This is a genomic window from Nocardioides sp. ChNu-153, assembly GCF_030466625.1.
Taxonomy (GTDB): domain Bacteria; phylum Actinomycetota; class Actinomycetes; order Propionibacteriales; family Nocardioidaceae; genus Nocardioides.
Genome location: NZ_JADEVT010000001.1, coordinates 549,779 through 573,127, shown reverse-complemented (window position 1 = coordinate 573,127; position 23,349 = coordinate 549,779). Strand labels below are relative to the sequence as shown.

Below are 23,349 nucleotides of genomic sequence, written 5' to 3'. Positions count from 1 at the left end.
ACCACGGAACGCCACCGCCGCGGGCATCGATCGCGACCGGAGCCGCGTCACACCGCGCGGGGGTGCCTCAGGCGCGGTCGGCGGTGAGGATCACCGTCAGCCGATCGCCCCGCATGGGGTCGACGGCCGGCATGAGGCGGGTGATGCCGAGGTCCTCGGCGAGCAGCTGCGCCTCGCGCTCGAGCCGCTCGGGGAAGTAGACGGTGGAGGCCGGGATCGTGCCGACCCAGTTGTCGGACCCGACGACCTGCCAGCCGGCGGCGGCGGCCTCGTCGCCGGTGCGCGACGCCAGGCCCCGGATGCCCGAGTTGTTGAAGACCTCGACGACGACCTGTGCGCGGTCCACCGGCGGCGGCTCGGGCGCCGGCGGCGGGGCCGGGGCGCTCGTGGCGGTCTCGGTCGGGGTCGCCTCCGAGGTGGCGGCCGGCTGGGCGGCCGTCACGACCTCGTCGTCCCGGTCGTCCCCGCCGGTGAGGGCGAAGGCGAGGCCGGCCATGGCGACGGCGATGACGCTGAGCATGACGAGGGGGGCGGGGTACGCCGCCCCGCGGTCGTCGCGACGGGTGCGCACGGCGCTCAGTCGTCGAAGCCGAGGCGGCGGGCGGAGCGCTGGCGCTGCCGCGCCGCGCGCAGCCGACGCAGGCGACGGACCAGCAGCGGGTCGGCCGCGAGCGCCTCCGGCTTGTCGATGAGGGCGTTGAGCACCTGGTAGTAGCGCGTGGAGCTCATCTGGAACTTGTTCCGGACCGCCTGCTCCTTCGCCCCGGCGTACTTCCACCAGTGGCGCTCGAGCTCGAGGATCTCGAGGTCGCGCTCCGACAGGCCCTCGGCCTCGACGGCGCTCCGTGCGTCCGGGGAGACGGCGTTCGCGGCATCCATGGACAGCTCCTGGTGCAGGGGACGGGCGGCGGCGCGCCCCGCGGGGTGCGCCACGCGCGTTCTCACGCGCGATCCCGGCCATGGTAGGCGACGAACGACAACGGTGTCATTCACGCGCGCGGTGCGTCGCGGCGCGACCCACCGGACAGGCCGGGCGGGTCGCGCCCCTCGTCCCACTAGGGTGATCGCGTGGCTCCCACAGGCACGGCAGACCTCGTCATCGTCGCCAACCGACTCCCCGTCGACCGCACGACCAACCCCGACGGCTCCGTCGGGTGGCGCCGCTCGCCGGGTGGCCTGGTCAGCGCGCTCGAGCCGGTCATGCGCGCCAACGACGGCGCGTGGATCGGCTGGCCCGGCGGGAGCGGCGACAGCGACCTCGAGCCGTTCGTCGAGGACGGGCTGCAGCTCGTCCCCGTCGGCCTGAGCGCCGAGGAGGTCGTCGAGTTCTACGAGGGCTTCTCCAACAGCACGCTGTGGCCGCTCTACCACGACGTCGTCGCCAAGCCGGAGTTCCACCGCGAGTGGTTCGACTCCTACGTCCGCGTCAACGAGCGCTTCGCCGCGCGCGCCGCGGAGATCGCCGCCGAGGGCGCGACCGTGTGGGTGCAGGACTACCAGCTGCAGCTCGTCCCCCAGATGCTGCGCGACCTGCGCCCCGACCTGCGGATCGGGTTCTACCTCCACATCCCGTTCCCCCCCACCGAGCTGTTCCAGCAGCTGCCGTGGCGCCGCCAGATCCTCGAGGGGCTGCTGGGCGCGGACCTCGTGGGCTTCCAGCTGCCCGGCGCGGCGCAGAACTTCATCCGGCTCGTGCGCCAGCGGGTGGGGCACAAGACGCACCGCGACATGGTCTACCTGCCCGACGGGCGCATGGTGAAGGCGGCCGCGTTCCCCATCAGCATCGACACCGCCGGGTTCGAGGAGCTGGCGCGCTCCGAGACCGTCGACCGGCGCGCCCGCGCGATCCGGGAGGCGCTCGGCAACCCGGGCAAGATCTTCCTCGGCATCGACCGGCTCGACTACACGAAGGGCATCTACGCCCGGCTGCGCGCCTTCTCCGAGCTCGTGGCCGACGGCCACTTCGGGGTCGAGGACGCCGTGTTCGTGCAGGTCGCGACGCCGTCGCGCGAGCGGGTGGAGCAGTACCGGATCCTGCGCGACGACATCGACCGGCTCGTGGGTCGCATCAACGGCGACCTCGGGCGCATCGGGCGCCCCGTCATCTCCTACCTGCACTCCTCGTACCCCCGCGAGGAGATGGCCGCGCTCTACCGGGCGGCCGACGTCATGGTGGTCACGCCGTACCGCGACGGGATGAACCTCGTGGCCAAGGAGTACGTCGCGTGCCGCTACGACAACGACGGGGCCCTCGTGCTCTCGGAGTTCGCGGGCGCGGCGGAGGAGCTGCGCCAGGCGTGGCTCGTCAACCCCTACGACATCAACGGCATGAAGCAGGCGCTCCTGGCCGCGCACCAGGCGGACCCGAAGGACCGCGGTCGCCGCATGAAGGCGATGCGCAAGACGGTGACGGAGAAGGACGTGGCGTTCTGGGCCGCGCGGTTCCTCGAGGAGCTGTCGGCCACGCGTCCCGACCACGGCAAGACGGTCCGTCCCGCCCGCAAGTCCTGACGGGCGGGGACGGCCGGCCCCGCGGGGCCGGACCCACCCCCGCCCCCGCCCCCGCCCCCGCTCAGTAGCCGTACACGTCGCGCAGGCTGCGCCGCGTCGTCACACCGTCGAGCACGTCGATGTCGTCGACCGTGATGAGCGCCGGGTGGTCGACCCCGACGGCCTCGGCGACCTTCAGCAGGTCGCGGCGCAGCGACACGAGGTAGTTCGTGACCCGCTCGGCCTTCGACGGCACGTCGAGGCCGCGCACGTAGCGCGGGTCCTGCGTCGCGACCCCCACCGGGCACCGGTCGGTGTGGCACTTCTGGGCCTGGATGCACCCCAGCGCCAGCATCGCCTCGCGGCCGACGCTGATCACGTCGACGCCCAGCGCGAAGGCGACCACGGCGTTCTCCGGGATGCCGAGCTTGCCGGCCCCGAGGAAGGTCACCCGGTCCCCCAGCCCGGCGGCGTCGAAGCGCTTGCGCACCTCGGCGAACCCGATGCGGAAGGGGTAGGCCACGGCGTCGGAGAAGATGAGCGGCGCCGCGCCGGTGCCGCCCTCGCCCCCGTCGATGTTGACGAAGTCGACGCCGCGCTCGCCCGACGCCATCTGCGCGACGAGCTCGTCCCAGAAGTCGAGGTTGCCGACCGCGGACTTGATGCCGACCGGCAGCCCGGTGGCGTCCGCGACGCGCTCGACGAGGTCGAGCATGGAGTCGACGCTGTCGAAGGCCGTGTGCCGGCTCGGGGAGGCGCAGTCGACGCCGACGGGGATGCCGCGCACCTCGGCGATCTCGGGGGTCACCTTCGCGCCCGGCAGCAGCCCGCCGAGGCCCGGCTTCGCGCCCTGGGACAGCTTGATCTCGATGGCGCGCACCGGCGCGGACGCCACGAGGTCCACGAGCCGGGCGAGGTCGAACCGCCCCTCCGCGTCACGGCAGCCGAAGTACGCCGTACCGATCTGGAAGACGAGGTCGCCCCCGGCGCGGTGGTACGTCGAGAGCCCGCCCTCGCCGGTGTTCTGCCAGGCCCCGGCGGTCGCGACGCCCTGGTTCAGCGCCGTGATCGCCGCGTGCGACAGCGACCCGAAGCTCATGCCGGAGACGTTGACGATCGACGGCGGGACGAAGGCGTGGCGACGCCCGCGCGGCCCGCCGAGCACCTTGAGGCCCGGCAGGGGCACGCCCTCCTCGCTGTGCGGGTGCGTGCCCGGGCCGCTGCCGGCGAAGGTGCGGTGCTTCACGACGGGGTAGCCCGCGGTGTTCTCGACGTCGTTGTCGGTGCCGAACCCGACGTACGCGTTCTCCAGCTTGGAGCTCGCGTAGACCCAGCGGCGCTGGTCGCGGCTGAAGGGCCGCTCCTCGTCGTTGGAGGTCACGATGTACTGCCGCAGCTCGGGGCCGAAGCGCTCCACAAGGAAGCGGCCGTGGCCGACGACCGGGTAGTTGCGCAGGATGGCGTGCTTCTTCTGGGTCGCGTCGCGCACGGCGAGGGCGCCGACGGCCGCGGCGCCGAGACCGGCCAGGGATGTCCACCTCATCCACCCACCTTGCCCCACGACCGTTCGACGGGCGAGGTGACCGGTGGGTAACAGACCCTCCCCTGGCCCTGCGCGCCGGAGTACCTTGCCCCCCATGGACCTCCTCCCGAAGCCCGACCAGGTCATCTCGGCCACCGGCAACGTGGCGCACAAGGTGCTCTACGGCGGGCTCGCCGACCTGCGGAAGATGCCCCGGGTGCTCATCGACGACGGTCAGCTGCGCGAGGTCTACCACTACCGCCCGGACCCCTCGGTCCCCGAGAAGGGCGACCCCGTCCTGCTGGTGACGCCGCTCGCGGCGCCGGCGAGCTGCTTCGACCTGCGGCGGGGCTGCTCGCTGGTCGAGCACCTCGTGGCCGAGGGGCGCCCGACGTACCTCGTGGAGTACGGCCAGGTCTCCTTCCGCGACCGCAACCTCGGGATGGAGCACTGGATCTCCGAGGTGGTGCCGACCGCGATCCGGGAGGTCGCGCGGCACTCCGGCGGGCGCCCCGTGCACGTCGTCGGGTGGAGCCTCGGCGGCATCTTCGCGGCCCTCACGCTGGCCGGCGACACCGACCTTCCGGTCGCCTCGCTCACCGTCGTGGGCTCGCCCTTCGACCTCAGCAAGGTGCCGCTCATCGCCCCGCTGCGCCCGCTGCTCAACCTCGACGTGCTGCCGCCGCAGCTGCGCGCGGTCACGCGGGTCTACCAGACGATGGGCGGGGCGCCGCGGCCCCTCGTGCGGTGGGCCTTCCAGCTCAGCGCCTTCCAGAAGCTGGTGACCAAGCCGCTGGCGCTGGCGGCCAACCTCGACGACGCCGACTTCCTCGCCCAGGTGGAGGCCGTGAACGCGTTCACGGCGGGGATGATCGCCTACCCCGGCCGCTCGTTCGGGCAGCTCTACCACCGGATGTACCGGGGCAACGCCCTGCTCTCCGGCACCTTCCCCCTCGACACCCCCGACGGGCCGCGGGAGATCCGCGTCGCCGACATCACCTGCCCCGTGCTGGTGTTCGCGGGCGCGACCGACGGCATCGCGCCCGTCAGCGCGGTCAAGCCGCTGACCGAGCTGCTGACCGGCGCCGAGGAGGTCCAGTTCGAGGTCGTGCCCGGCGGGCACCTCGGCATGCTGACCGGCCGCGCGGCGCGGGGGACGACCTGGCGCTCCATCGACGCGTGGGTCGACCAGTGGTCGACGCCGCGCCCGGGCTCGACGCCGCGCCCGGGCTCCACCCCGCCGAGCGCGCCCCGCGCCGACCGCATCGGCTCCAACCCCGACCGCCGCTACGGATCGGCGGCGTCGCGTGCGTTCGGCTGAGCGCCCGGCGCCCTCCCCCACCACCCGCACGCTCCCCCGCTCCGTCCGCCTCGGCTACGGCAGCGGCTCGGTCGCCACCGGCGCCTTCGGCACGGTGCCGGGCCTCATGCTGCTGCCCTACCTGACCGACGAGCTCGGCGTCGCCGCCCTGTGGGCCGGCATCCTCGTCGTCGCCCCGAAGGCCTGGGACGTCGTGGTCAACCCGGTCGCCGGGCGCATCACGGACCGCACGCGCGACCCCCGCGGCCCGCGCCGGCCGTGGCTGCTGCGCGCCGGGCTGCCCCTGGCCGTGCTCTTCGCGCTCGTCTTCGCCTCGCCCGGCCTCGGGGCGCAGTGGCTCGAGGCGCTCTGGGTGCTGGTCGCGTTCCTGGGCTGCGCGACGGCGTACGCGTTCTTCCAGGTGCCCTACGTCGCGATGCCCGCGGAGATCACCGACTCCTACGACGAGCGCACCCGGCTGATGACGTGGCGCGTCGCGATCCTGGCGCTGACCATCCTCGTGGCGGGCGCGAGCGCGCCGGCCATCCGCGACGCCGTCGGCGGGCGCGACGGCTACCGGGCCATGGGCCTGACGATCGCGGTCCTCATCGCCGTCGGCGTGGTCGGGGCGTACGTCGGCACGCGCCGCGCGCCCGTCCTCGCCCCCGCCGCGGGGGCCGGCAGCCTGCGCGACCAGCTGCGGGTCGTCGCGCGCGCCCACGACTTCCGGCTGCTGCTCTCGACGTACGTCGTGCAGGCCCTCGCGGTCGGCACCATGCTCGCCGGCGTCGACTACCTCGCCCGGCACGTGCTCGAGGACGCGTCGCTGGCGACGCCGCTGTTCGTCTGCTTCGTCGGCCCGGCGCTCGTGCTGACCCCGGTCTGGACCCGGTACGGCGAGCGGGTGGGCAAGCAGCGCGGGTTCGTCGTCGCCTCGCTCGTGCTGGCGGCGGGCGCCGCCGCGACCGCCAGCGCCCTCGTCGCGCCGCTGGTCGTCGTCGCGCTGGCGGTCGCCGTGGTCGGCGTCGGGTACGCCGGCACCCAGGTCTTCCCGCTGGCGATGCTCCCGGACGCCGCGGCCGTCGACGCGCGCCGCACCGGGGAGAACCGGGCCGGCGTCTACACCGGCGTGTGGACCGCGGGCGAGACCGTCGGCCTGGCCCTGGGCCCCGGTGTCTTCGGCGTCGCGCTCGCGCTGGGCGGCTACGTGTCGAGCACCGGGGGCGCCTCCGCGCAGCCGGACTCGGCCGTCACCGCCATCGCGCTCGGCTTCTCGCTCGTGCCCGCCGCGCTGGTGCTGCTCAGCCTGCTGTGGCTGCGGCGCTACTCCCTCGACGCGACGACCGTCGCCGAGGTGAGCGCGTGAGCGGGCCCGAGCACCCCGTCCTCGCCCGCCTCGCGGAGCTGCAGCGGGGCGACCTGCCGACGCACGGGGGACGCACCCTCGCCTACGTGTACGACGCCGGCCTCCCGGAGGTGGACCGCGTCGCGCGGGCCGCGGTCGCGGCGTACGCGGCCACGAACGGGCTCGACCCCACCGCCTTCCCGAGCGTGCTGGTGATGGAGAACGAGGTCGTGGGCGCCGCGTGCGACCTGCTGGACGCGCCGGACCCCGTCGTCGGCACGGTGACCTCGGGCGGCACCGAGTCGGTGCTGCTCGCGGTGCAGACCGCCCGCGACGCCCGGCCCGACCTCGCCGCGGCCGGGCTGCGGCCCCGGATGGTCGTGCCGTCGACCGTCCATGCCGCGTTCCACAAGGCGGCCCACTACTTCGGAGTCGAGACCGTGGTCGTGCCCGTCGGCCCGGACTTCCGCGCCGACGTGGCGGCCACGCGCGCGGCCGTGGCGGCCGACGCCGACCGCACGGTGCTCGTGGCGGTGAGCGCCCCGTCGTACGCCCACGGGGTGGTCGACCCCGTCGCCGAGGTGGCCGCGATCGCGGCGCGGAGCACGGCGTGCGCTGCCACGTCGACGCGTGCATCGGCGGGTGGGTGCTGCCCTACGCCGCGCGGCTGGGCCGGCCGGTGCCGCCGTGGACCTTCGCGGTGCCGGGCGTCACGAGCATCTCGGTGGACCTCCACAAGTACGCCTACGCCCCGAAGGGCACCTCGGTGCTGCTGCACCGCGACGCCGGGCTGCGCCGGCCGCAGCTGTTCGCGGAGGCGGACTGGCCGGGCTACACGATGCTCAACACCACGCTGCAGTCGACGAAGTCGGGCGGACCGCTGGCCGGGGCCTGGGCGGTGCTGCGCACCATCGGTGACGCCGGCTACCTGGAGCTGACCCGCACGGTGCTGGACGGCGTCGACCGGCTCGTGGCCGGGCTCGCGGACCTCCCCGGGCTCGACCTCGTCGCCGCGCCCGACTCGACCCTCGTCGCGGTGGCCGCGGACGGCTCCTGCGACGTGTTCACCGTGGCCGACGAGCTCGCGGCCGACGGCTGGCTGGCGCAGCCGCAGCTGTCGTACGCCGGGCAGCCGCCGACGCTCCACCTCTCCCTCAGCGCGGCCACCGACGTCGAGGGGCTGCTCCTCGCGCTGCGCCGCGCCGTCGACGCCGCGCGGGCCGCGGGCCCGGTCGCGCTCGACGACGAGGTGGTCGGCTTCGTCCGGGCGCTCGACCCCGCCACGCTCGACGACGCCGCGCTCGACGGGCTGCTCGCGGCGGTCGGCATGGGGGGCGGTGCCGACGGCGGCCTCGCGCTGCCGGAGCGGAGGGGCGAGGTCGACGCCCTGCTCGACGTGGCCACGCCCGCCCTGCGCGAGGCGCTGCTCACCGCGTTCCTCGACCGGCTGTCGCGACCCGTGCGCGGCGGCGGGTTCGACGGCGGGTTCGACGGCGGGGCCGACAGCCGCTGACGGCGGGTTCCGGCCGACCCGGCACGATGGCCTCCGTGGGCAGCCTGGACGCACTGGTGGAGAAGGGCCTCGTCGCCCCCGACTGGGCCGAGGCCCTGCGCGGGGTCGACCCGGCGATCGACGAGCGCATCGCCGCGATGGGGGCGTTCCTGCGCGAGGAGCTCGCCGCCGGGCGGCCCTACCTGCCGGCGGGCGACGCGGTGTTCCGCGCCTTCCAGCGACCGTTCGCGGACGTGCGCGTGCTCGTGGTCGGCCAGGACCCCTATCCCACCCCGGGCCACCCCATCGGGCTGTCGTTCGCGGTGGCGCCCGACGTGCGGCCGGTGCCGCGCAGCCTCGAGAACATCTACCGCGAGCTGCGCGACGACCTCGGCGTGCCGACCCCCGACCACGGCGACCTCACGGCGTGGGCCGACCAGGGCGTCATGCTGCTCAACCGCTGCCTCACGGTGCGCCCGGGCGCCTCGGCGTCGCACCGCGGGAAGGGCTGGGAGCACGTGACGGCGACCGCGATCACGGCGTGGGTACGGCGGGGCGGCCCCCGCGTCGCCGTGCTGTGGGGCCGCGACGCCCAGGGCCTGGCGCCGCACCTCGGCGACGTGCCGTCCGTCGCCTCGCCGCACCCGTCGCCCCTCTCGGCCAGCCGCGGCTTCTTCGGCTCCAAGCCGTTCAGCAAGGTCGACGCGCTGCTGCGCGAGCAGGGCGGCGAGCCGGTCGACTGGCGCCTGCCCGGCTGAGGGTCCGTCCCCGGTCGGGACGCGTGGACACCGCTCAGCCGTCGAGGGTGGAGAGCCCGGAGGCGTCGAGGTTGGCGCGGATGGTGCCGGCGATCGCCGCCAGCTGGCGCACCTGCTCGGGCGCGAGGCCCTCGAAGACCAGCTGGCGCACCGCCCGGACGTGACCCGGGGCGGCGGCGACGAGCACGTCGTAGCCCGCCGCGGTGAGCGAGCACTCGGTGACGCGGCGGCTGACGGGGCTCGGCGTGCGCGCGAGCCAGCCCCGGGTCTCGAGCTTCTTCACCACGTGGGACAGGCGCGAGAGCGACGCGTTGACCTGCACGGCCAGCTCGCTCATCGGCAGGCGCCGGTCGGGCACGGCCGACAGCATCGCCATCACCTGGTAGTCGAAGTGCGTCATGCCGGATTCGCCCTGCACCTGCGAGTCGAGGGCGGGGCCCAGCCGCAGGAGCACGCCGACGAGCGCCAGCCACGCCTCCATCTCGGCCTCGTCGAGCCAGGGTCCGTCGGTCACGGGCCGCACCCTACCCATGACACACACTTGAAGGTTCAACCAAACCGGCCTAGGCTGCCCCCGACCCAGGAGGAAGCCCATGACCGCCACCGCCGACCCGATGCCCGCCCTCTACATCGGGCACGGCGCGCCCCCGCTGCTCGACGACCCCGTCTGGTCGGGCCAGCTGGCGACCTGGGCGCGGGACCTGCCGCGCCCGCGGGCCATCCTCGTCGTCAGCGCGCACTGGGAGTCGGCGCCGGTCAGCCTCTCGGCCTCGGGCGCCCCCCTGGTCTACGACTTCGGCGGCTTCCACCCGCGCTTCTACCGGATGACCTACGCGACGCCGGACGCGACCGCGCTCGCCGTGCGGGTCGCCGCGATGATGCCGCGTACCCAGCCCGTGCACCAGCACGCCTCCCGCGGCCTCGACCACGGGGCCTGGGTGCCGCTGAAGATCATGTACCCCGACGCCGACGTGCCCGTCCTGCAGATGTCCCTGCCGACCGACGACCCCTACCGACTGCTGGCGCTGGGCGAGCGGCTGCGCCCGCTGCGCGACGAGGGCGTGATGATCGTCGGCTCGGGGTTCCTCACCCATGGCCTGCCGTTCCTGCGCGACTTCAGCATCGACGCGCAGGCGCCGGGCTGGTCGGTCGACTTCGACCTCTGGGCCGCCGATGCCCTCGCCCGGGGCGACGTGGACGAGCTCGCGGCGTACCGCACGAGGGCGCCCGGGATGCCCTACGCCCACCCGACGGTCGAGCACTACTCGCCGCTGTTCGTGACGCTCGGGGCGGCCGCGCGGGCCGACGAGCCGTCGGAGCAGCGCATCGACGGCTACTGGATGGGGCTCGCGAAGCGCTCGCTGCAGGTCGCCTGAGGCGCCACCCCCGGCGACCGGGGCCGTGGGAGGATCGCGCCCGTGAAGATCCTGTCGATCCAGTCGTCGGTCGCCTACGGGCACGTGGGCAACTCGGCGGCCACCTTCCCGCTGCAGCGCCTCGGCCACGAGGTGTGGCCCGTGCTCACCGTGCACTTCTCCAACCACACGGGGTACGGCGCGTGGCGCGGCCCGCTGCTGGCCCCCACCGACGTCGCGGAGGTCATCCGGGGCATCGGCGAGCGGGAGGTGACCGGGGCCGACGGGAAGCCGGTCAGCGTGCTGGCGACCGCGGACGCGGTGCTGTCGGGCTACCAGGGCGCCGAGGAGGTGGGCGCCGTCGTGCTCGACGCGGTCGCCCGGGTGAAGGAGCTCAACCCGCGCGCCGTCTACTGCTGCGACCCGGTGATGGGCGACGTGGGGCGCGGCATGTTCGTGCGGCCGGGCATCCCCGAGTTCATGCGCGACCACGTGGTCCCCCACGCCGACGTGCTGACCCCGAACCACTTCGAGCTCGACTTCCTCGCCGGCACGACGACCCGCACCGAGGACGAGGTGCTCGACGCCGTCGACAGCGTGCGCGACCGCGGGCCCCGCGACGTGCTCGTCACGAGCGTCATCACCGACGCCACGCCGGCCGGGTCGCTCGAGGTCGTCGCGGTCTCCGACGACGGCGCCTGGGCGGTGACGACCCCGCAGCTGCCCATCACGCCGAACGGGTGCGGTGACGTGACGTCGGCGCTCTACCTCGCCCACCTGCGCACCACCGGCTCGCCCCAGGTCGCGCTCGAGCGCACCACGTCGTCGGTGTTCAGCATCCTGGAGGCGACGATCGCCGCGGGCACGCGGGAGATCCAGCTCGTCGGGGCGCAGGCGTCCATCGCCAACCCGCCCGAGCGGTTCGCCGCGCGCCAGCTGCGGTGAGGGAATGCGCCGCCGCGTCATCTAGTTCATCTTTCAACTAGACCGACGAGGAGGCTCCCGATGCCTGCAGTGACCGTTCCCGACTGGACCGTCCTCCCCCGCACCGTCGCCGCCCTGCCCGGCGCGGAGGACCGCGCCGTGGTGAAGGTGACGACGGCCCCGCGGGGCTACGAGGGCGAGGGCTTCCCCGTGCGGCGCGCGTTCGCCGGCGTCGACGCCCGGATGCTCGACCCGTTCATCCACCTCGACCAGATGGGCGAGGTGGAGTACGCCCCCGGCGAGCCCAAGGGCACCCCGTGGCACCCCCACCGGGGGTTCGAGACGGTCACCTACATGATCGACGGGGTCATGGACCACCAGGACAGCCACGGCGGCGGCGGCTCGATCACCGACGGCGACACCCAGTGGATGACCGCCGGCTCGGGCCTCCTGCACCTCGAGGCGCCCCCGGAGTGGCTCGTCGCCCGCGGCGGGCTGTTCCACGGTCTGCAGCTGTGGGTGAACCTGCCGCGCGCCGACAAGTGGCTGCCGCCTCACTACCAGGACCTGCGGGCCAGCGAGGTCGGGCTCGGCACGTCGCCCGACGCCGGCGCGCTCATCCGGGTCATCGCCGGGGAGGTCGACGGCATCCGCGGCCCGGGCAGCACCCGCACCCCGATGGCGATGGTGCACGCGACCGTCACGCCGGGCGCCGAGCTCGTGCTGCCGTGGCGCACCGACTTCAACGCGCTGGTCTACGTGCTGAGCGGCGACGGTTACGTCTCCGGCTCGCGGCGGCCCCTGCGCAGCGGGCAGCTCGCGGTGCTCGGCCACGGCGAGACGGTCACCGTCGGCGCCGACCGCGTGCAGGAGTCGCGCCACGAGGCGCTCGAGGTCGTCGTGCTCGGCGGCGAGCCGATCCGCGAGCCGGTGGCCTGGATGGGCCCGTTCGTCATGAACACCCGCGCCGAGGTGGCCCAGGCGTTCGAGGACTTCGGCAAGGGCCGGCTCGGCACCATCCCCACGGTGCCCCACGCCGACGTGCACGGCGAGATCACCGAGCCCTGAGGCCCCCGGCGGGCGGGACGCGCGACCCCCTACGATGGCCGCGCGTCCCGGCCGCCCCGCGTCCGGCCGCGCCGGTGTAGCTCAGTCGGTAGAGCGCTTCTCTTGTAAGGAGGATGTGAGCGATGGTTCTGGCCCGTGGTTGACACGCCGCTGCTGCGGTTGACAGCCATCGTGACAGCCATCCCATCGAGTGCAGCCATCCCGCCGCGTTAGCTCAGCTGGTAGAGCACCGCTCTTGTAAAGCGAAGGTCGTCGGTTCGAGTCCGACACGCGGCTCCACGCGAACCGTCGGCGCACCCACCTACGGTCCACGGGCATGGGTGAGAAGCGACCGCGCCCGCTCTGGGCGAGCCTGACCATGGATTCCACGCGCGAGGAGGTCCTCGCGGCTGTCGCGGAGGCCGACGCACGCCACGCCGAGACGCTGGCGCACGCAGCGACGGTGACGTTCCCCGAGGTCCCCGACGGCTACGAGGGGTGCGTGTGGAGCACCTGCGGCACCGTGCGCGCGCACTACGGGAAGACCCACGACGAGACCGACCCGAACATGATCGCCCAGCGCGCGGCCGGCGAGGAGGACCAGTCGCCGCCCGAGGACTGGGTGCTGTGAGCCGGTCGTTGTCGGCGGCCGGGCGTACGGTCCCGGGCATGGACACCCAGCTCGCACCTGGGATCTCCGACGAGCAGCGCGCCATGCTCGAGCTCGAGGGGACCCGCTTCAAGTACGCAGGCCGCAAGGACACCGTCATCCGGGAGATGTTCGGCCTCTCCCCCGCGCAGTTCGCGCAGAAGGTCAACTGGCTGCTCGACCAGCCGGACGCACTGAGGTGGGATCCCGTGCTGGTGAACCGTCTGCGTCGGCTTCGCGATGCCCGCGCCGCCGGGCGCCGCGGCTCGACCTGGCCCGGCCGCCGGTAGATCACCTGCGGCCGGGCCCCGGCGCGGATCAGGCGGCGCCGGCGATGTACGCGGCGACGATGTGCACGGCGTGCCGGTCGAGGTTGCCGCGGGCCCGGTCGTAGCGCGTGGTGATCCTCGGGTCGGAGTGGCGGGCCGCGATCTGCACGTCGCGCAGCGGCGCGCCGGCGTCGAGCGCGGCGGTGATGAACGAGTGCCGCAGCACGTGGGGGTGGACGGGCTTCCGGATCCCGGCCTTCTTCGCGATCGCGCGGGTCATGCGGGCCGCGGAGTGCCGGTCGAGCGGCGTGACCCCGTCGAGGCGGTGCAGCAGCGGCCCGAGGTCCCGGTCGCCGGCGGCGGCGTCGAGTGCGCGGAAGATCGGTGGGGGCAGCGGGATCGTGGCGGGCTTCTTCCCCTTCCCCACGACGCGCAGGACACGGTGGTCACGCTCGTAGTCCTGGAAGTCGTGGATCTGCACGGCGCACGCCTCCGAGACGCGCAGGCCGAGGAGCCCCAGCAAGGTGGCCAGGGCGGCGTGGTTGGGGCTCATGGTGCGGGCGGTCGCGATGAACGAGCCAAGCTCGATGCGGGACAGGCCGACGATCTTGACGTCGTCGTACCAGACCTTCGGGGTGCGGACGTACTCGGCGGGGCTGGTGGGGATGACGCCGTCGACGGCGAGGAGCCGGTAGAACATCCTGAGGGTGCCGAGCGTGCCGGCCACCGACGCGGGGGCGTTGCCGCGGACCTCCTCGAGGTGGCGGCCGTAGAGCTCGAGGAGCGGGCGGGTGATCCCGGTGATGGGATCGACGCCGTGCTGGTCGCACCAGCCGAGGAACAGGCGCATGCGGATGCCGTACAGGTCGCGGGTGCCGCCCGAGTAGCGGGCGAGGAACTGCGCCACGTAGAGGTGGGTGGTGCTCTGGGTGGGCGCGATGAGGGTAGCGTCAGCCACGGTCTTCTCTCCTGGTGATGTCAGGTTGAGGGGGCAAGGCCCTGTCGGAGGATTGCCGTCCGCCGGCGGGGCCGTCTTTACTTTTCGGGACCGGAGGCTACCCCCGCGGCCCTGACGACCGTCAAGGCCCTTGGCCAGGAGCCCATGGTCGGCGGCCGGCCGTACCGTCGCCGCATGATCGCTCGCCCGCAGCACGTCTGGGTGGACCCGACCGCGCGGTGGGGCGTCGACACCGCGCGGCCCGGCCTGCTGGCGTGGTGGGAGCGGATGGAGAACGGCAGCTGGTGGGCGTTCGTCGGGTGGGCGGAGGTCGGTGCCCGGGCGCACGGCGGGTCGCCGCGGTGGAAGGTCGGGTGGATGCCGGCGGGGTGCGTGCGGAAGGTCGACGGCCCGAAGCCGCCGCTCGACGTGTCGTGGGTGAAGCCGGTCAACGGCGTCCCGACCTGAACCCCTGGGCTTCTCATGCGCCCGGCAACCTCGGCCAGGTGTTCAGGTTTCCCGGCGCCGCTACGCGCTCAGCACGTATGGTTGCGCTGTGCACAGGGGTCCGGGCCCTGTGAAGAAAGTTGTGGATGAGAGGTGGCGGCCATGGCATCCGAGCAGTACCTGATGCTCCGTCGCGAGACGGTCGCACGGCTCGCCGGCGTCACCGAGAGCCGCATCGACTACTGGGAGAAGACCGGTCTGGTCGCTCCCACCGTCGAGCGAATCACCAGCGGCAACCGGCGAGTTCGCCTGTACGACTTCACGGCCGCCATGACGATCATGGCGCTCGCCGCCCTCCGCCGGAAGGTCAGCCTCCAGCACCTGCGGGTCATCGTCAGCCACCTACGCGAGCTTCAGTTCCGTGTCCCCGAAGTGCGGTTCGCCCTGGTCGGGAACCGCGTCCACTTCCAGCTGCCGGACGGTACGTGGAGCGGTGTCGACGACCCGGGGCAGATCGTGCTGCACGAAGTGCTCGCGCTCGAGCCGCTGCGGACCCGCCTGCTGACGTCCTCGGACCGTGCGGCCGCCGACATCGGACGCACGGAGAAGCGCCGCGGTGTGCGCGGCTCGACGCCCGTCATCGCCGGCACGCGCGTGCCGGTCCGATCGGTGCTCTCGTTCCTGGAGGACGGCGCGTCCGACGCCGAGGTGCTTCAGGCGTATCCCAGCTTGACGCCGACGGATATCGACAGCGTCCGGACGCTGTCGATCGCGTGAGGTTCGTCCTCGATGAGGACGTCGACGTGCGCCTCGTCGGACTCCTACACAAGGCTGGCCACGAAGCCTGGTCCATCAACGACAGCGGCCTTGCCGGCGAACCGGACGACGACGTCTCGGTCTACGCCGACACCCACGGTGCCGCGGTCCTGACACACGACGTCGCGTTCTCGGCCCGCCGGCGGCGGAATCCGATTGGGCGGCACGTGCAACTGGCCTGCAAGGAACGAGCGGCCATCGACCTGGTCTCGCAACACCTCGACCACCTCGTCAAGATGCTGAACATCTCGCAGGACATCTTCGTCTACCTGAGCGCCGACGGCATCCGCGTGCACCTCGACTGGGAGTAGGGAGTCCCCTCGCCGACACACGCCGGGAAACTCCTAAACCGCTGGGCTTAACTTCGTCGAGATGAAGCCTGGCGCTTAATCCGGGAACGACGAATGGCCCCCGCCACCCCCTGCGTGAGGGGATGACGGGGGCGCTGTGGGCCGACCAGGTCAGTGGTTGGGCGGGGCCTCGACGTACGTCGTCATGTGCTCGGTGCTGACCTCGACGACCGGAGTGCCCGTCGGCAGGGCCGACCCCGGACCAGCCTCGGCCAGCTCCTTGCCAGGCTTCTGCTGGACCACGACCTCGGACGCGGGCACGAGCAGGAACCGGAGCAGCGCCATCAGGGCGCCGGCCAGCGTGACGATGGCACCGATGCCCTCCGGGGTGATGGGCAGGCCGAAGACGACGGCCACGCCGAACGCGGCGGTGAGCACGCCGGTGACGAGCGCGGGCTCGCGCACCAGGCGCTCTAGCGGAGACGGGTCGCGGTCCTCCGCGCGGTGCTCGCCCATCAGGCTGCCTTCGCGAGGATCCGGTCGAGGTGCTTGCGGGCCCGGGCCATGCCGGCACGGCGCTTGCTGCCGGGGGCGGCCGCGCGCTCGCCGGCGACGAGCTCGCCGCGCAGCGCCTTGTGTTGGACCGCCGGGGCGCCCCAGATCCCCTCGCGCAGGTCGCCGATCTTCGGCCACAGCGACTCGTCCCCGCCGACGGTGGCGTCGAGGTGCAGCTGGTGCTCCCCCCAGAACAGCGCCCGCAGCGTCGGCCACACGCGCACCGGCTCGGGCTTGGCCGGCTCGGGCTTGGCCGGCTCGGGCCGCCACACGCGAACGCCGTTGAGGTCCTCGGTCCAGCCCTGCAGCTGTCCGCCCCACGCCCGCGTGATGGTGTCGATCCGCACCCGGTCGATGCGGCCGCGGCGCAGGATGTCGTTCGACAGGCACCAGCCGCCGCCGAGGGACAGTGCGACGTGGTCGGCCTCGCCGGGCAGCTCCCAGAAGATCGGCACGCCGGCGGGGATGGTGTCGGGATCGCTGGTGCGGTGCTTCAGCTGGGCGTGGTCCCACGCCTGGCCGGCCATTGAGTAGCGGGCGGCGACCCCGAAGCAGGACCGGACGAACACGAGGCACCAGCGGTACCAGTCGTCGGTGCTGGTGGGGGCGTCGTCGCGGCTGGTGACCCAGTGGCGGCCCCACGCGATGGCCTCGGCGGGAGTGCGGATGGCCATGGTCAGTCCTCCTCGTCGGTGTCGGTGCGGTCCCCGGCCGGGACCTGCTCGAGGTCGGGGAGGGCGTCGAAGTCGGGCGGGCCGTCGGGGCCGGGGAGGTACTGCTCGGCGGGCGAGTCGTCCTCCTGGGTGACGTCGTCGACGTCGTAGGGGTTGGGCAGCGCGGTGGACATGGAGGGGCCTCCTGGGGGGTGGTCGGATGCGACGAAGCCCGCCGCGCGCGGTGCGGGGCGGGCTAGGTTGCGGGCATGGCGGACAAGAGCACTGGCAATGACGGCGAGATGCCGGCCCCGATCGTCCAGGCGACCGAAGGGTCGTTCGAGCGCTTCGGCGACCTGACCGATCCGACGAACCCTCGGCGCGCAGCGGTGGGTTGGGTCCTCGCGGCGCGGGACGGTGACGACGCGCTCTTCCGCGCGTTCAGCGTCCCCGATCGCAGTTACACCCGGCAGGAAGTGGTGTCCGCGATCGACGGCATGGGCCTCAGCGATCGAGTGATCAACTCCGAGGACCCCAACCGGATGGTGGCGATGCGCCTCGTTGGAGGTATGCCCGAGGGCCAGGCAGTCGAGATCGTCGGCGAGATGGAGGCGATGGTCATGCTCATCGTGCTCGTGAACCTGCCGCTAGCCGGTTGGTCGGTTTGGGGTCTTGCGAACGAGATGCCGCCCATCACGGACGTGTTCACCGAGTCCTGACGGGAACGGCCGCCCGGTCGTGCTGGCCGGGCGGCCGTGGAGGTGGTGTGGTGCGGGACTGACCGTGCAGATTGCGCGGCGCGGGGACCGGGTGTCGGGCTACGGTGCGCGGGTGACAGTCGCCCCCCACGCCCGGGACCTGTCGAGCGCGACGAAGACGCATCGACTCGCATCGCTCGACGGGCTCCGGGGCGCCGCCTCGATCGCGGTGATGCTGCACCACGCCGCGCTACTGGTCCCGGCCATCGCGGTGCTGCACTTCGACAGGGCCGCCACTGCGCCCGCGTCGGTCGCGTGGTTCACCACAACACCGCTCCACGCCCTGTGGGATGGCAACGCCGCGGTCTACGTGTTCTTCGTCCTCAGCGGCTACGTCCTGGTGTGGCAGGTGTTACGCGCCGGGCCCGACCGCTACGACTGGGCGGCCTACTACCCGTCGCGCATCGTGCGGCTGTACGTGCCGGTCTGGGCGGCGCTGGTTCTGGCGCTCGCGGTGACGTGGGCGCTGTCCCCGTTCGACGGCAACGCGACGTCCGAGTGGCTGCAGCGCCGGACACACGACCCGTCCCTCGGGGTGCTCGTCGACGACGCCGTCCTGCTCGTCGACCCGGGGCACTTCGTGACTCCGCTGTGGTCGCTGCAGTGGGAGGTGTGGTTCTCCCTGCTGCTGCCGCTGTTCGTGCTGCTCGCTCGCCCGGCGCGCCCGCCTCGCTGGCTGTGGGTGGGCGGCGCGGCGGCGCTCGCGGGCGTCATGGTCCTGACGGTCGGCGGCGAGCGCTACATGGTCATGTTCCTGCTGGGTGCGCTGCTCGCCTCGAACGCCGAGCGCCTGGGCGCGCTGGCCGACGCCCTCAACGAGCGGCGAGCGCTGTCCGCGAGCGTGTGGCTAGCCGCTGCGGTGGTCGTGGCGGTGACGCTGCCCGCCCGATGGACCCTGCCGGGCCTGACCGGCCGCTCGAGCGACACCCTCGAGCTCGCCGCGGCGACGGGTGGCGCCACGCTCCTGGTGCTCGCCGCGCTCTACTGCCCGGCCCTGCGGTGGGCGCTCTCGACCCGGCCGCTGACGTGGCTCGGCATGGTCTCGTTCAGCCTGTACCTGGTTCACGAGCCGATCCTCGTCGCGCTGGCGCGGGCCCTCGGTGACGACCTGCTCTGGTTCGCGATCCCTCTGGGGCTGGCGGTGTCGCTCGTCGCCGCGCTCGCCTTCTACCGGTTGGTCGAGCGGCCGGCGCACAACGGGTCGAAGGCCGTGCGCCGCAGGGTTGCTAGGAAGACGGCGCCGCGCGGGAGCAGGGCGGGCTAGGGTGCGCGGGTGGGGGCGGATGTTCGAGGTTCGAGGCGTCGACTGATCGCGGCCGGCAGTTGCGTCGCATTTCTGGCCGTGGGCGTCGCTGCCTACACCAATGACACGGCGCGCGCGGCCGTGTACTCCTACCGCCACGCCGAGTGCCTGAGCGCAACGGCCTCCGACGAGGGTCTGCGCCTTGTCGGGATCGGCGACTCAATCACGCAGGCCGAGAGCGGGTACGGCGTGCTCGGGGAGTCGTCCTGGTACGCGCACGCCGTCTGCGACGACGGCACCGGGCTGGCCCATGGCCGCAACGCTGGCGGCACCAACCAGACCAGCGCGCAGATCCTCGCCCGCTTTGATGAGGTCCGCGACGCCGACCCCGACGCCGTGGTCATCATCGCGGGCACCAACGATTTACGCACCGGCGTCCCAACGGATCGGACCCTCGCGAACCTGGCCGAGATGGTCACCATCGCGCAGGGACTCGCCGACGTCGTCGTGATCGGCACGGTGCCGGCATGGGACGGGACCGACGCAGCACCGCTGAACGACGGCATCCGTGCGCTGGCCACCGACACCGGCGCGCGCCTCGTCGAAGTGGCGGCCACGGTCTCAGGCCAGGGGCTCACTGTGGACGGCACCCACCCGACTCCTGAGGGGGCCGAACTCGTGGCCAAGGCCGTAGAGGAAGCGCTCACCGACTGACCGGCTGGACCCGCGCAGGGCGGCGAGGTGCGACGCGACCGTTCGCAGGTCAGGTCGTGCAAGGTGACGTAGCATCGCGCGGGTGTCGCTGGTAGCCGAAACGGATGAACGCGCCACTCGGCGCCGCCGGCCGGGCGGGGCCCTCTTATCTCTTGCTGCCGCGCTGACGGCCGTCCCCGTCGTGCCGCTCGAGATCGGCCTCGGCCGGCTTTCTCTGGCGATGCCCTTGGCCGCGCTGCTGGTCGTCCTAGCAGTGGCCCACCGTCGCGACACCACCTCCGGTACGACCGTGCGCGTGGCTCTTGTCCTCGTAGCGGGATGGGCCCTCATCCGCCTAGTCCCACTCGCAACGGCGTACGGAGAGTCCGTAGATGCCACCTTCGTGGTGGGCGACATCGGTGCCCTGATCGCGGGACTGGCCGCGTTCCACTTGGGATCTCAAGCTAACCTTCGTCCGGCGCTTCTCCGGGGGCTGCGTGTCGCGTTCCTAGTCGTTGTCGCACTCACCGCGTACCAGCTGATGGGTGGCTTCACGCGACTGCAGACCCTTGGCTACACCTTCGAGAACGGGTTCCACTACTACACGTTCAGTGGCGACGTCCGACCCTTCGGACTGTTCACCGGACCCACGACGTTCGGCACCTTCGCCGCCATGCTCGGCATGTTCCTCGCCCTTACCACGCGCGGGGTGCGCGGCGGACTCATCGCCGTAGTCACGCTGGGAGTCATTGTCGCTACGGAGACGCGAGCCGCAATCTTGGCTGTCGCGCTCGTCAGCGTTGTCGTGATCGCCGTCTCGCCCCGATTGCGTCGGATCGGCGCCATCTGGATCTTCGGCCCACTGCTGGCCGCGCTGACCGTCATCTTCGCTCCCCAGCTCTTCGCCGACGCCTGGGAACGAACGCTGTCCGCCACCGACGCTGGCGACCGATCGCGGTCCTCTCGCACCGAACTCTGGGAAGGCGTTGTGCAGGCGACAAACGCTGCAGGCCGCACCATCGACGGCCTCGGGGCCGCGGAGTGGATACCCGCAATGCAGTCGCAGGTGGCGTCGGACGTGCTGGTGCTGGGGCACGCGCACAGCAACTTCTTCCAGCAGTGGTTCCGCTACGGCGTCGTGGGTGCCGTGCTGTTCCTGATCCTGGCCGGGGCGCTGCTGCTATTCGCTCTACGCGAATATCGGACCACCCAGTCGCCTTTCGCGCTCGGAGGGCTGGCAGCCACGGTGGTCTTCATGGTCGACTCGGTCTTCAACAACTCGCTCGGCAGCGTCAACTTCGTCGTCCTGGTCTTCCTGCTCGCTGGGTTCGCGGCGAGCCCGCGCAGCGTCAGAACGGGACAGCCGAACGATCAACCAGGTGAGAGGGTTCGATGACCCAGAAGCAGCACGAAGCAGTCACCATCACCGCCCTGACCTGTGGTGTCGCTGCCATGGCAGTGGCCCCGTCTGTCGGCGTGCTCATGCTGATGATCGGGGCCATCATCGCTGTGGCTTGGCTCGGTAGCGCCGTTCTTCGCGCCACGAATGAAGAACGCGCGCGCGACTACCGCAACTGACGTGTGAGCTATGCCGTTCCCCCGGTCAGGGGGTTGATCGGCACGAAGATGACGCCAAGCAGGTAGGCGTCCCCGGCGAGCGTGTCGGCGGCGTGGGTCGCGTTGCGGCCGATGCGGAGGTGCTGGAAGCGCGACGTGTCGACGGCGAAGTTGCTGGCCCAGCGGGTGCGGACGATGTTGTTGGCCGTCGCACTGGCCGCCCCGGTCGCGTTTGCGGAGAACGACGGCGCCGGGTTGTAGCTGCCGGTGGCGGCGTCGATCTCGTGCAGGCTCAGGGTCCACACGACGTTCCCGCCGCTGGCGGTGGGGGCGTGCCAGATGAAGTCCACGTACATGAGCCCGAGCCCGGTGGGGAACTTCTGGGTCACCGCGACGGTCTCGATGACGTCGCCGTCGAAGGCGCACCAGGCGGCCGAGCCGCGCAGCACGTCGGCAGGGGTGCCGGCGGCGATCATCTGGTTGGTGGCCGGAACGAACACTGACTCGGGCGGCCGGGTGACCGACCCGAGCCCGAGCGTGGCGAGTGCGCCGCGGACGTACTGTGCGACGACCATGGCGCCGGTGTTGTTGATGTGCACGAGGTCGGGGCGGTAGTAGGTCAGGTTCGTCTCGTCGCCCGCGTCGCCGATGCGGGAGTCGGCGGCGAGGTCGGCCAGGGCGTCGGCGAACGTCATCCAGTTGCTGCGCAGCCAGGTGTTGAACGCCTGTCGCTTGGTCTCGTAGTCGGCGGGGGTGCCCGCGTTGGAGCGGGGCAGCATCGTGCCGACGACGACCTTCCACCCGGCGGCGCGGCGCGCGGCGACGTACTGCTGGTAGAGGCTCTGGACGACCTCGAGGGTGGAGCCCATCTGGTTCGTGCCCGCCCACGCGACCAGGATGTTGTCGGCGGCGTCGGCGTCGTAGTGGACGTCGACGTAGGCCGCGCCCCGGCCGATCATGTTGTTGAGATCCTGCCCGCCGACGGCGGCGTTGAAGGTGGTGACCTGCGACCCGAGCCCGCGGAGCACCTGGTTCTGCATCGACATGCCCCACTGCTGGTGACCGCTCGTGGTCTGCGAGTCGCCGTCGAAGCCGAGCACGATCGGCTTCGTCCGCTCAGCGCGCACCACGCCGAGCGCGAGGGGCGGCACCGCCTCCTCGATGACCGGCTCCATGGTGGCAGATAGCGCGGCCTGCGTGAGCGGCCCGGACTCGATCCGCTGGGCGGTCTCGGCGTCCGACCCACCCGGCGCACCCGGTGCGCCCGGCTGGCCGGCAGGGCCCGGGGTGACCGACAGGCGGTAGCGCTCGGCCGCGTCGGCGACCTGCAGCCACACCTCGACCACCGCGTCGCCCGCGGTCGTCACGGTGAAGACCGGCACGCGTCCGGTGGAGCCGATCCGGAACGACGGCACAGACTGCTCGTCGACCACTACGTCGTACCGGGTGCCGCCCGTGGGCGCGGACCACACCGTGCACACCGCCGGCCCCCGCGCACGCACGGCGCCGGACAGCACCTCGACGAGGACGTCGGACGGGCCACCGCCCAGAGTCAGCTCAGCCATCAGGGGATCTCCTCGCTCGGGGGGTCGGTCGGCTCCTCGATGGGGCCGCACGTGACGGTCTGGGTGGTGCCGTCGGTGAAGGTGAAGACGAAGGTGCCGGTCCCGGCCGTGCAGTCGACCGCCGTGACGCCGTTCCCGTCTGCGCCGACGGGGCCCGGGGGGCCAGCCGCTCCCGGGACGCCAGGCTCGCCCTGCGGACCGGCGGGGCCGGGCTCGCCCTGCGGTCCGGTGGCGCCCGTCTCGCCAGTGGACCCGACGCCCGGGGCACCGACCGCGCCGGGCTCGCCGGTCGCGCCGACAGCACCCGGTGCGCCGTCCTCCCCGGGTGCCCCGTCCTGGCCGTCGCGGCCCGGCTCGCCCGGGGCGCCGAGCAGACCCGGCAGGCCGGGCAGAGCAACGGCCGGGTCGTCGGTGTCGGGCTCGTCGACGGGCTCCTGGCCGACCGCCTGCAGCCGCCGGTTCGCCTCGGCGAGCGCCTCGCCCTGGTCGCCGACGATCTGCCGCAGGTCGGCGCGGTCGGCCATCGACTCGCGGTCGCGGTCCTCGAACTGCTCGGCGTCGTGCGCCAGCGTGACCGCGAGCCACACCAGCCACGCGAGGACCGCCGCGAGCACGACGGCCGCGGTCCAGCACGCGATGGTGACGACACGAGGAGACGGGACAGGGATGCGTGCGTTCATCGGG

General features: G+C 72.8%; 29 protein-coding genes and 1 tRNA gene. 20 read left to right on the top strand and 10 right to left on the bottom strand.

Features of this window, described 5'->3' with window-relative positions:
- Window positions 1-67: 67 nt before the first annotated feature.
- Together INN71_RS02945 and INN71_RS02940 are read right to left on the bottom strand one after the other, a co-directional pair.
- Window positions 68-571, bottom strand: a complete 504-nt coding sequence (locus INN71_RS02945) for a LytR C-terminal domain-containing protein (RefSeq protein WP_277499308.1) — start codon at window positions 569-571, stop codon at window positions 68-70.
- A gap of 5 nt (window positions 572-576) precedes the next feature.
- A complete protein-coding gene (locus tag INN71_RS02940) occupies window positions 577-879 on the bottom strand; it encodes a DUF3263 domain-containing protein (protein WP_277499307.1) in 303 nt (100 codons plus the stop codon).
- A 189-nt stretch (window positions 880-1,068) separates the two neighbouring features.
- Here INN71_RS02940 and INN71_RS02935 point away from each other — a divergent pair, with 189 nt between their 5' ends.
- Window positions 1,069-2,511: a trehalose-6-phosphate synthase gene (locus tag INN71_RS02935; RefSeq protein WP_277499306.1), complete on the top strand. Its 1,443-nt coding sequence runs from the start codon at window positions 1,069-1,071 to the stop codon at window positions 2,509-2,511.
- Between the two features lie 61 nt (window positions 2,512-2,572).
- Here INN71_RS02935 and INN71_RS02930 read toward each other — a convergent pair whose 3' ends face one another.
- A complete protein-coding gene (locus tag INN71_RS02930; RefSeq protein ID WP_277499305.1) occupies window positions 2,573-4,033 on the bottom strand; it encodes an FMN-binding glutamate synthase family protein in 1,461 nt (486 codons plus the stop codon).
- 94 nt (window positions 4,034-4,127) lie between these two features.
- Between INN71_RS02930 and INN71_RS02925 the strand changes: the two genes are divergently transcribed.
- From INN71_RS02925 to INN71_RS02900, 5 genes are all read left to right on the top strand, one after another.
- On the top strand, window positions 4,128-5,333 hold the full coding sequence (locus INN71_RS02925) for an alpha/beta fold hydrolase (protein WP_277499304.1): 1,206 nt from the start codon (window positions 4,128-4,130) through the stop codon (window positions 5,331-5,333).
- The gene (locus tag INN71_RS02920) at window positions 5,320-6,678 is read left to right on the top strand and encodes an MFS transporter (RefSeq protein WP_277499303.1); all 1,359 of its coding nucleotides are present in this window, start codon (window positions 5,320-5,322) and stop codon (window positions 6,676-6,678) included. Before INN71_RS02925 ends, INN71_RS02920 begins: the two co-directional genes overlap by 14 nt.
- A 194-nt stretch (window positions 6,679-6,872) precedes the next feature.
- Window positions 6,873-7,595: an aminotransferase class V-fold PLP-dependent enzyme gene (locus INN71_RS18090; protein ID WP_367619022.1), complete on the top strand. Its 723-nt coding sequence runs from the start codon at window positions 6,873-6,875 to the stop codon at window positions 7,593-7,595.
- Window positions 7,496-8,170, top strand: a complete 675-nt coding sequence (locus INN71_RS02905) for a hypothetical protein (protein ID WP_367619018.1) — start codon at window positions 7,496-7,498, stop codon at window positions 8,168-8,170. Before INN71_RS18090 ends, INN71_RS02905 begins: the two co-directional genes overlap by 100 nt.
- Before the next feature lie 35 nt (window positions 8,171-8,205).
- Window positions 8,206-8,907 carry a uracil-DNA glycosylase gene (locus INN71_RS02900; protein WP_277499293.1) on the top strand — a complete coding sequence of 234 codons (702 nt, stop codon included), beginning with the start codon at window positions 8,206-8,208 and terminating at the stop codon, window positions 8,905-8,907.
- 34 nt (window positions 8,908-8,941) lie between these two features.
- On the opposite strand, the gene INN71_RS02895 is transcribed toward INN71_RS02900, so the two are convergent.
- Window positions 8,942-9,421, bottom strand: coding sequence for a MarR family winged helix-turn-helix transcriptional regulator (locus INN71_RS02895; protein ID WP_277499291.1), 480 nt, complete (start codon window positions 9,419-9,421; stop codon window positions 8,942-8,944).
- Window positions 9,422-9,500: 79 nt separating this feature from the next.
- On the opposite strand from INN71_RS02895, the gene INN71_RS02890 reads away from it, so the two are divergent.
- From INN71_RS02890 to INN71_RS02865, 6 genes are all read left to right on the top strand, one after another.
- Window positions 9,501-10,283, top strand: coding sequence for a dioxygenase (locus INN71_RS02890; RefSeq protein WP_277499289.1), 783 nt, complete (start codon window positions 9,501-9,503; stop codon window positions 10,281-10,283).
- A 42-nt stretch (window positions 10,284-10,325) separates the two neighbouring features.
- Window positions 10,326-11,207, top strand: coding sequence for a pyridoxal kinase PdxY (gene pdxY, locus INN71_RS02885; RefSeq protein ID WP_277499288.1), 882 nt, complete (start codon window positions 10,326-10,328; stop codon window positions 11,205-11,207).
- Window positions 11,208-11,267: 60 nt separating this feature from the next.
- A complete protein-coding gene (locus tag INN71_RS02880; RefSeq protein WP_277499286.1) occupies window positions 11,268-12,254 on the top strand; it encodes a pirin family protein in 987 nt (328 codons plus the stop codon).
- Between the two features lie 203 nt (window positions 12,255-12,457).
- Window positions 12,458-12,533, top strand: a tRNA-Thr gene (locus tag INN71_RS02875).
- A gap of 37 nt (window positions 12,534-12,570) precedes the next feature.
- A complete protein-coding gene (locus INN71_RS02870) occupies window positions 12,571-12,864 on the top strand; it encodes a hypothetical protein (RefSeq protein ID WP_301799482.1) in 294 nt (97 codons plus the stop codon).
- A 38-nt stretch (window positions 12,865-12,902) separates the two neighbouring features.
- Window positions 12,903-13,172, top strand: a complete 270-nt coding sequence (locus tag INN71_RS02865; protein ID WP_301799481.1) for a DUF3263 domain-containing protein — start codon at window positions 12,903-12,905, stop codon at window positions 13,170-13,172.
- 28 nt (window positions 13,173-13,200) lie between these two features.
- Here INN71_RS02865 and INN71_RS02860 read toward each other — a convergent pair whose 3' ends face one another.
- Window positions 13,201-14,109, bottom strand: coding sequence for a tyrosine-type recombinase/integrase (locus tag INN71_RS02860; protein ID WP_301799480.1), 909 nt, complete (start codon window positions 14,107-14,109; stop codon window positions 13,201-13,203).
- Between the two features lie 174 nt (window positions 14,110-14,283).
- Here INN71_RS02860 and INN71_RS02855 point away from each other — a divergent pair, with 174 nt between their 5' ends.
- The 3 genes from INN71_RS02855 to INN71_RS02845 all read left to right on the top strand — a co-directional run bounded on the left by INN71_RS02855 (window position 14,284) and on the right by INN71_RS02845 (window position 15,662).
- Complete coding sequence (locus tag INN71_RS02855; RefSeq protein WP_301799479.1) at window positions 14,284-14,556, top strand: hypothetical protein; 273 nt, start codon at window positions 14,284-14,286, stop codon at window positions 14,554-14,556.
- Window positions 14,557-14,697: 141 nt separating this feature from the next.
- On the top strand, window positions 14,698-15,312 hold the full coding sequence (locus INN71_RS02850; RefSeq protein ID WP_301799477.1) for a DUF433 domain-containing protein: 615 nt from the start codon (window positions 14,698-14,700) through the stop codon (window positions 15,310-15,312).
- Window positions 15,309-15,662 carry a DUF5615 family PIN-like protein gene (locus INN71_RS02845; RefSeq protein WP_301799475.1) on the top strand — a complete coding sequence of 118 codons (354 nt, stop codon included), beginning with the start codon at window positions 15,309-15,311 and terminating at the stop codon, window positions 15,660-15,662. Before INN71_RS02850 ends, INN71_RS02845 begins: the two co-directional genes overlap by 4 nt.
- A gap of 150 nt (window positions 15,663-15,812) precedes the next feature.
- Here the strand turns inward: INN71_RS02845 and INN71_RS02840 are convergent, their stop codons facing one another.
- Genes INN71_RS02840 through INN71_RS02830 form a run of 3 tightly spaced genes read right to left on the bottom strand, consistent with a single transcriptional unit; the run spans window position 15,813 to window position 17,043 of the window.
- Window positions 15,813-16,157 (bottom strand): hypothetical protein, encoded by a 345-nt coding sequence (locus INN71_RS02840; RefSeq protein WP_301799473.1) that lies wholly within the window; start codon window positions 16,155-16,157, stop codon window positions 15,813-15,815.
- Window positions 16,157-16,870: a hypothetical protein gene (locus INN71_RS02835; RefSeq protein WP_301799472.1), complete on the bottom strand. Its 714-nt coding sequence runs from the start codon at window positions 16,868-16,870 to the stop codon at window positions 16,157-16,159. The genes INN71_RS02840 and INN71_RS02835 overlap by 1 nt, the downstream gene beginning before the upstream one ends.
- Window positions 16,871-16,872: 2 nt before the next feature.
- Complete coding sequence (locus INN71_RS02830) at window positions 16,873-17,043, bottom strand: hypothetical protein (RefSeq protein WP_301799471.1); 171 nt, start codon at window positions 17,041-17,043, stop codon at window positions 16,873-16,875.
- A 75-nt stretch (window positions 17,044-17,118) separates the two neighbouring features.
- Here INN71_RS02830 and INN71_RS02825 point away from each other — a divergent pair, with 75 nt between their 5' ends.
- The 5 genes from INN71_RS02825 (at window position 17,119) to INN71_RS02805 (ending at window position 21,121) form a co-directional block, all read left to right on the top strand.
- Window positions 17,119-17,568, top strand: coding sequence for a hypothetical protein (locus INN71_RS02825; RefSeq protein ID WP_301799470.1), 450 nt, complete (start codon window positions 17,119-17,121; stop codon window positions 17,566-17,568).
- A gap of 112 nt (window positions 17,569-17,680) precedes the next feature.
- Window positions 17,681-18,871 (top strand): acyltransferase, encoded by a 1,191-nt coding sequence (locus tag INN71_RS02820; RefSeq protein WP_301799468.1) that lies wholly within the window; start codon window positions 17,681-17,683, stop codon window positions 18,869-18,871.
- 78 nt (window positions 18,872-18,949) lie between these two features.
- Complete coding sequence (locus INN71_RS02815) at window positions 18,950-19,564, top strand: GDSL-type esterase/lipase family protein (protein WP_301799467.1); 615 nt, start codon at window positions 18,950-18,952, stop codon at window positions 19,562-19,564.
- A gap of 82 nt (window positions 19,565-19,646) precedes the next feature.
- A complete protein-coding gene (locus INN71_RS02810) occupies window positions 19,647-20,939 on the top strand; it encodes an O-antigen ligase (protein ID WP_301799465.1) in 1,293 nt (430 codons plus the stop codon).
- Window positions 20,936-21,121 (top strand): hypothetical protein, encoded by a 186-nt coding sequence (locus INN71_RS02805; protein WP_301799464.1) that lies wholly within the window; start codon window positions 20,936-20,938, stop codon window positions 21,119-21,121. The genes INN71_RS02810 and INN71_RS02805 overlap by 4 nt, the downstream gene beginning before the upstream one ends.
- 8 nt (window positions 21,122-21,129) lie before the next feature.
- Here the strand turns inward: INN71_RS02805 and INN71_RS02800 are convergent, their stop codons facing one another.
- Window positions 21,130-22,665 (bottom strand): hypothetical protein, encoded by a 1,536-nt coding sequence (locus INN71_RS02800; RefSeq protein ID WP_301799461.1) that lies wholly within the window; start codon window positions 22,663-22,665, stop codon window positions 21,130-21,132.
- Entirely contained in the window at window positions 22,665-23,345 is a 681-nt protein-coding gene (locus tag INN71_RS02795) for a hypothetical protein (RefSeq protein WP_301799460.1), read from the bottom strand. The genes INN71_RS02800 and INN71_RS02795 overlap by 1 nt, the downstream gene beginning before the upstream one ends.
- Window positions 23,346-23,349: the final 4 nt, after the last annotated feature.

Coding starts and splice junctions, on each gene's coding strand:
- INN71_RS02940 (WP_277499307.1), bottom strand. CDS start 879: ATGGATGCCGCGAACGCCGTCTCCCCGGACGCACGGAGCGCCGTCGAG.
- INN71_RS02930 (WP_277499305.1), bottom strand. CDS start 4,033: ATGAGGTGGACATCCCTGGCCGGTCTCGGCGCCGCGGCCGTCGGCGCC.
- INN71_RS02925 (WP_277499304.1), top strand. CDS start 4,128: ATGGACCTCCTCCCGAAGCCCGACCAGGTCATCTCGGCCACCGGCAAC.
- INN71_RS18090 (WP_367619022.1), top strand. CDS start 6,873: ATGGAGAACGAGGTCGTGGGCGCCGCGTGCGACCTGCTGGACGCGCCG.
- INN71_RS02905 (WP_367619018.1), top strand. CDS start 7,496: ATGCTCAACACCACGCTGCAGTCGACGAAGTCGGGCGGACCGCTGGCC.
- INN71_RS02890 (WP_277499289.1), top strand. CDS start 9,501: ATGACCGCCACCGCCGACCCGATGCCCGCCCTCTACATCGGGCACGGC.
- INN71_RS02880 (WP_277499286.1), top strand. CDS start 11,268: ATGCCTGCAGTGACCGTTCCCGACTGGACCGTCCTCCCCCGCACCGTC.
- INN71_RS02870 (WP_301799482.1), top strand. CDS start 12,571: ATGGGTGAGAAGCGACCGCGCCCGCTCTGGGCGAGCCTGACCATGGAT.
- INN71_RS02865 (WP_301799481.1), top strand. CDS start 12,903: ATGGACACCCAGCTCGCACCTGGGATCTCCGACGAGCAGCGCGCCATG.
- INN71_RS02855 (WP_301799479.1), top strand. CDS start 14,284: ATGATCGCTCGCCCGCAGCACGTCTGGGTGGACCCGACCGCGCGGTGG.
- INN71_RS02850 (WP_301799477.1), top strand. CDS start 14,698: ATGGCATCCGAGCAGTACCTGATGCTCCGTCGCGAGACGGTCGCACGG.
- INN71_RS02840 (WP_301799473.1), bottom strand. CDS start 16,157: ATGGGCGAGCACCGCGCGGAGGACCGCGACCCGTCTCCGCTAGAGCGC.
- INN71_RS02835 (WP_301799472.1), bottom strand. CDS start 16,870: ATGGCCATCCGCACTCCCGCCGAGGCCATCGCGTGGGGCCGCCACTGG.
- INN71_RS02830 (WP_301799471.1), bottom strand. CDS start 17,043: ATGTCCACCGCGCTGCCCAACCCCTACGACGTCGACGACGTCACCCAG.
- INN71_RS02825 (WP_301799470.1), top strand. CDS start 17,119: ATGGCGGACAAGAGCACTGGCAATGACGGCGAGATGCCGGCCCCGATC.
- INN71_RS02805 (WP_301799464.1), top strand. CDS start 20,936: ATGACCCAGAAGCAGCACGAAGCAGTCACCATCACCGCCCTGACCTGT.
- INN71_RS02800 (WP_301799461.1), bottom strand. CDS start 22,665: ATGGCTGAGCTGACTCTGGGCGGTGGCCCGTCCGACGTCCTCGTCGAG.
- INN71_RS02795 (WP_301799460.1), bottom strand. CDS start 23,345: ATGAACGCACGCATCCCTGTCCCGTCTCCTCGTGTCGTCACCATCGCG.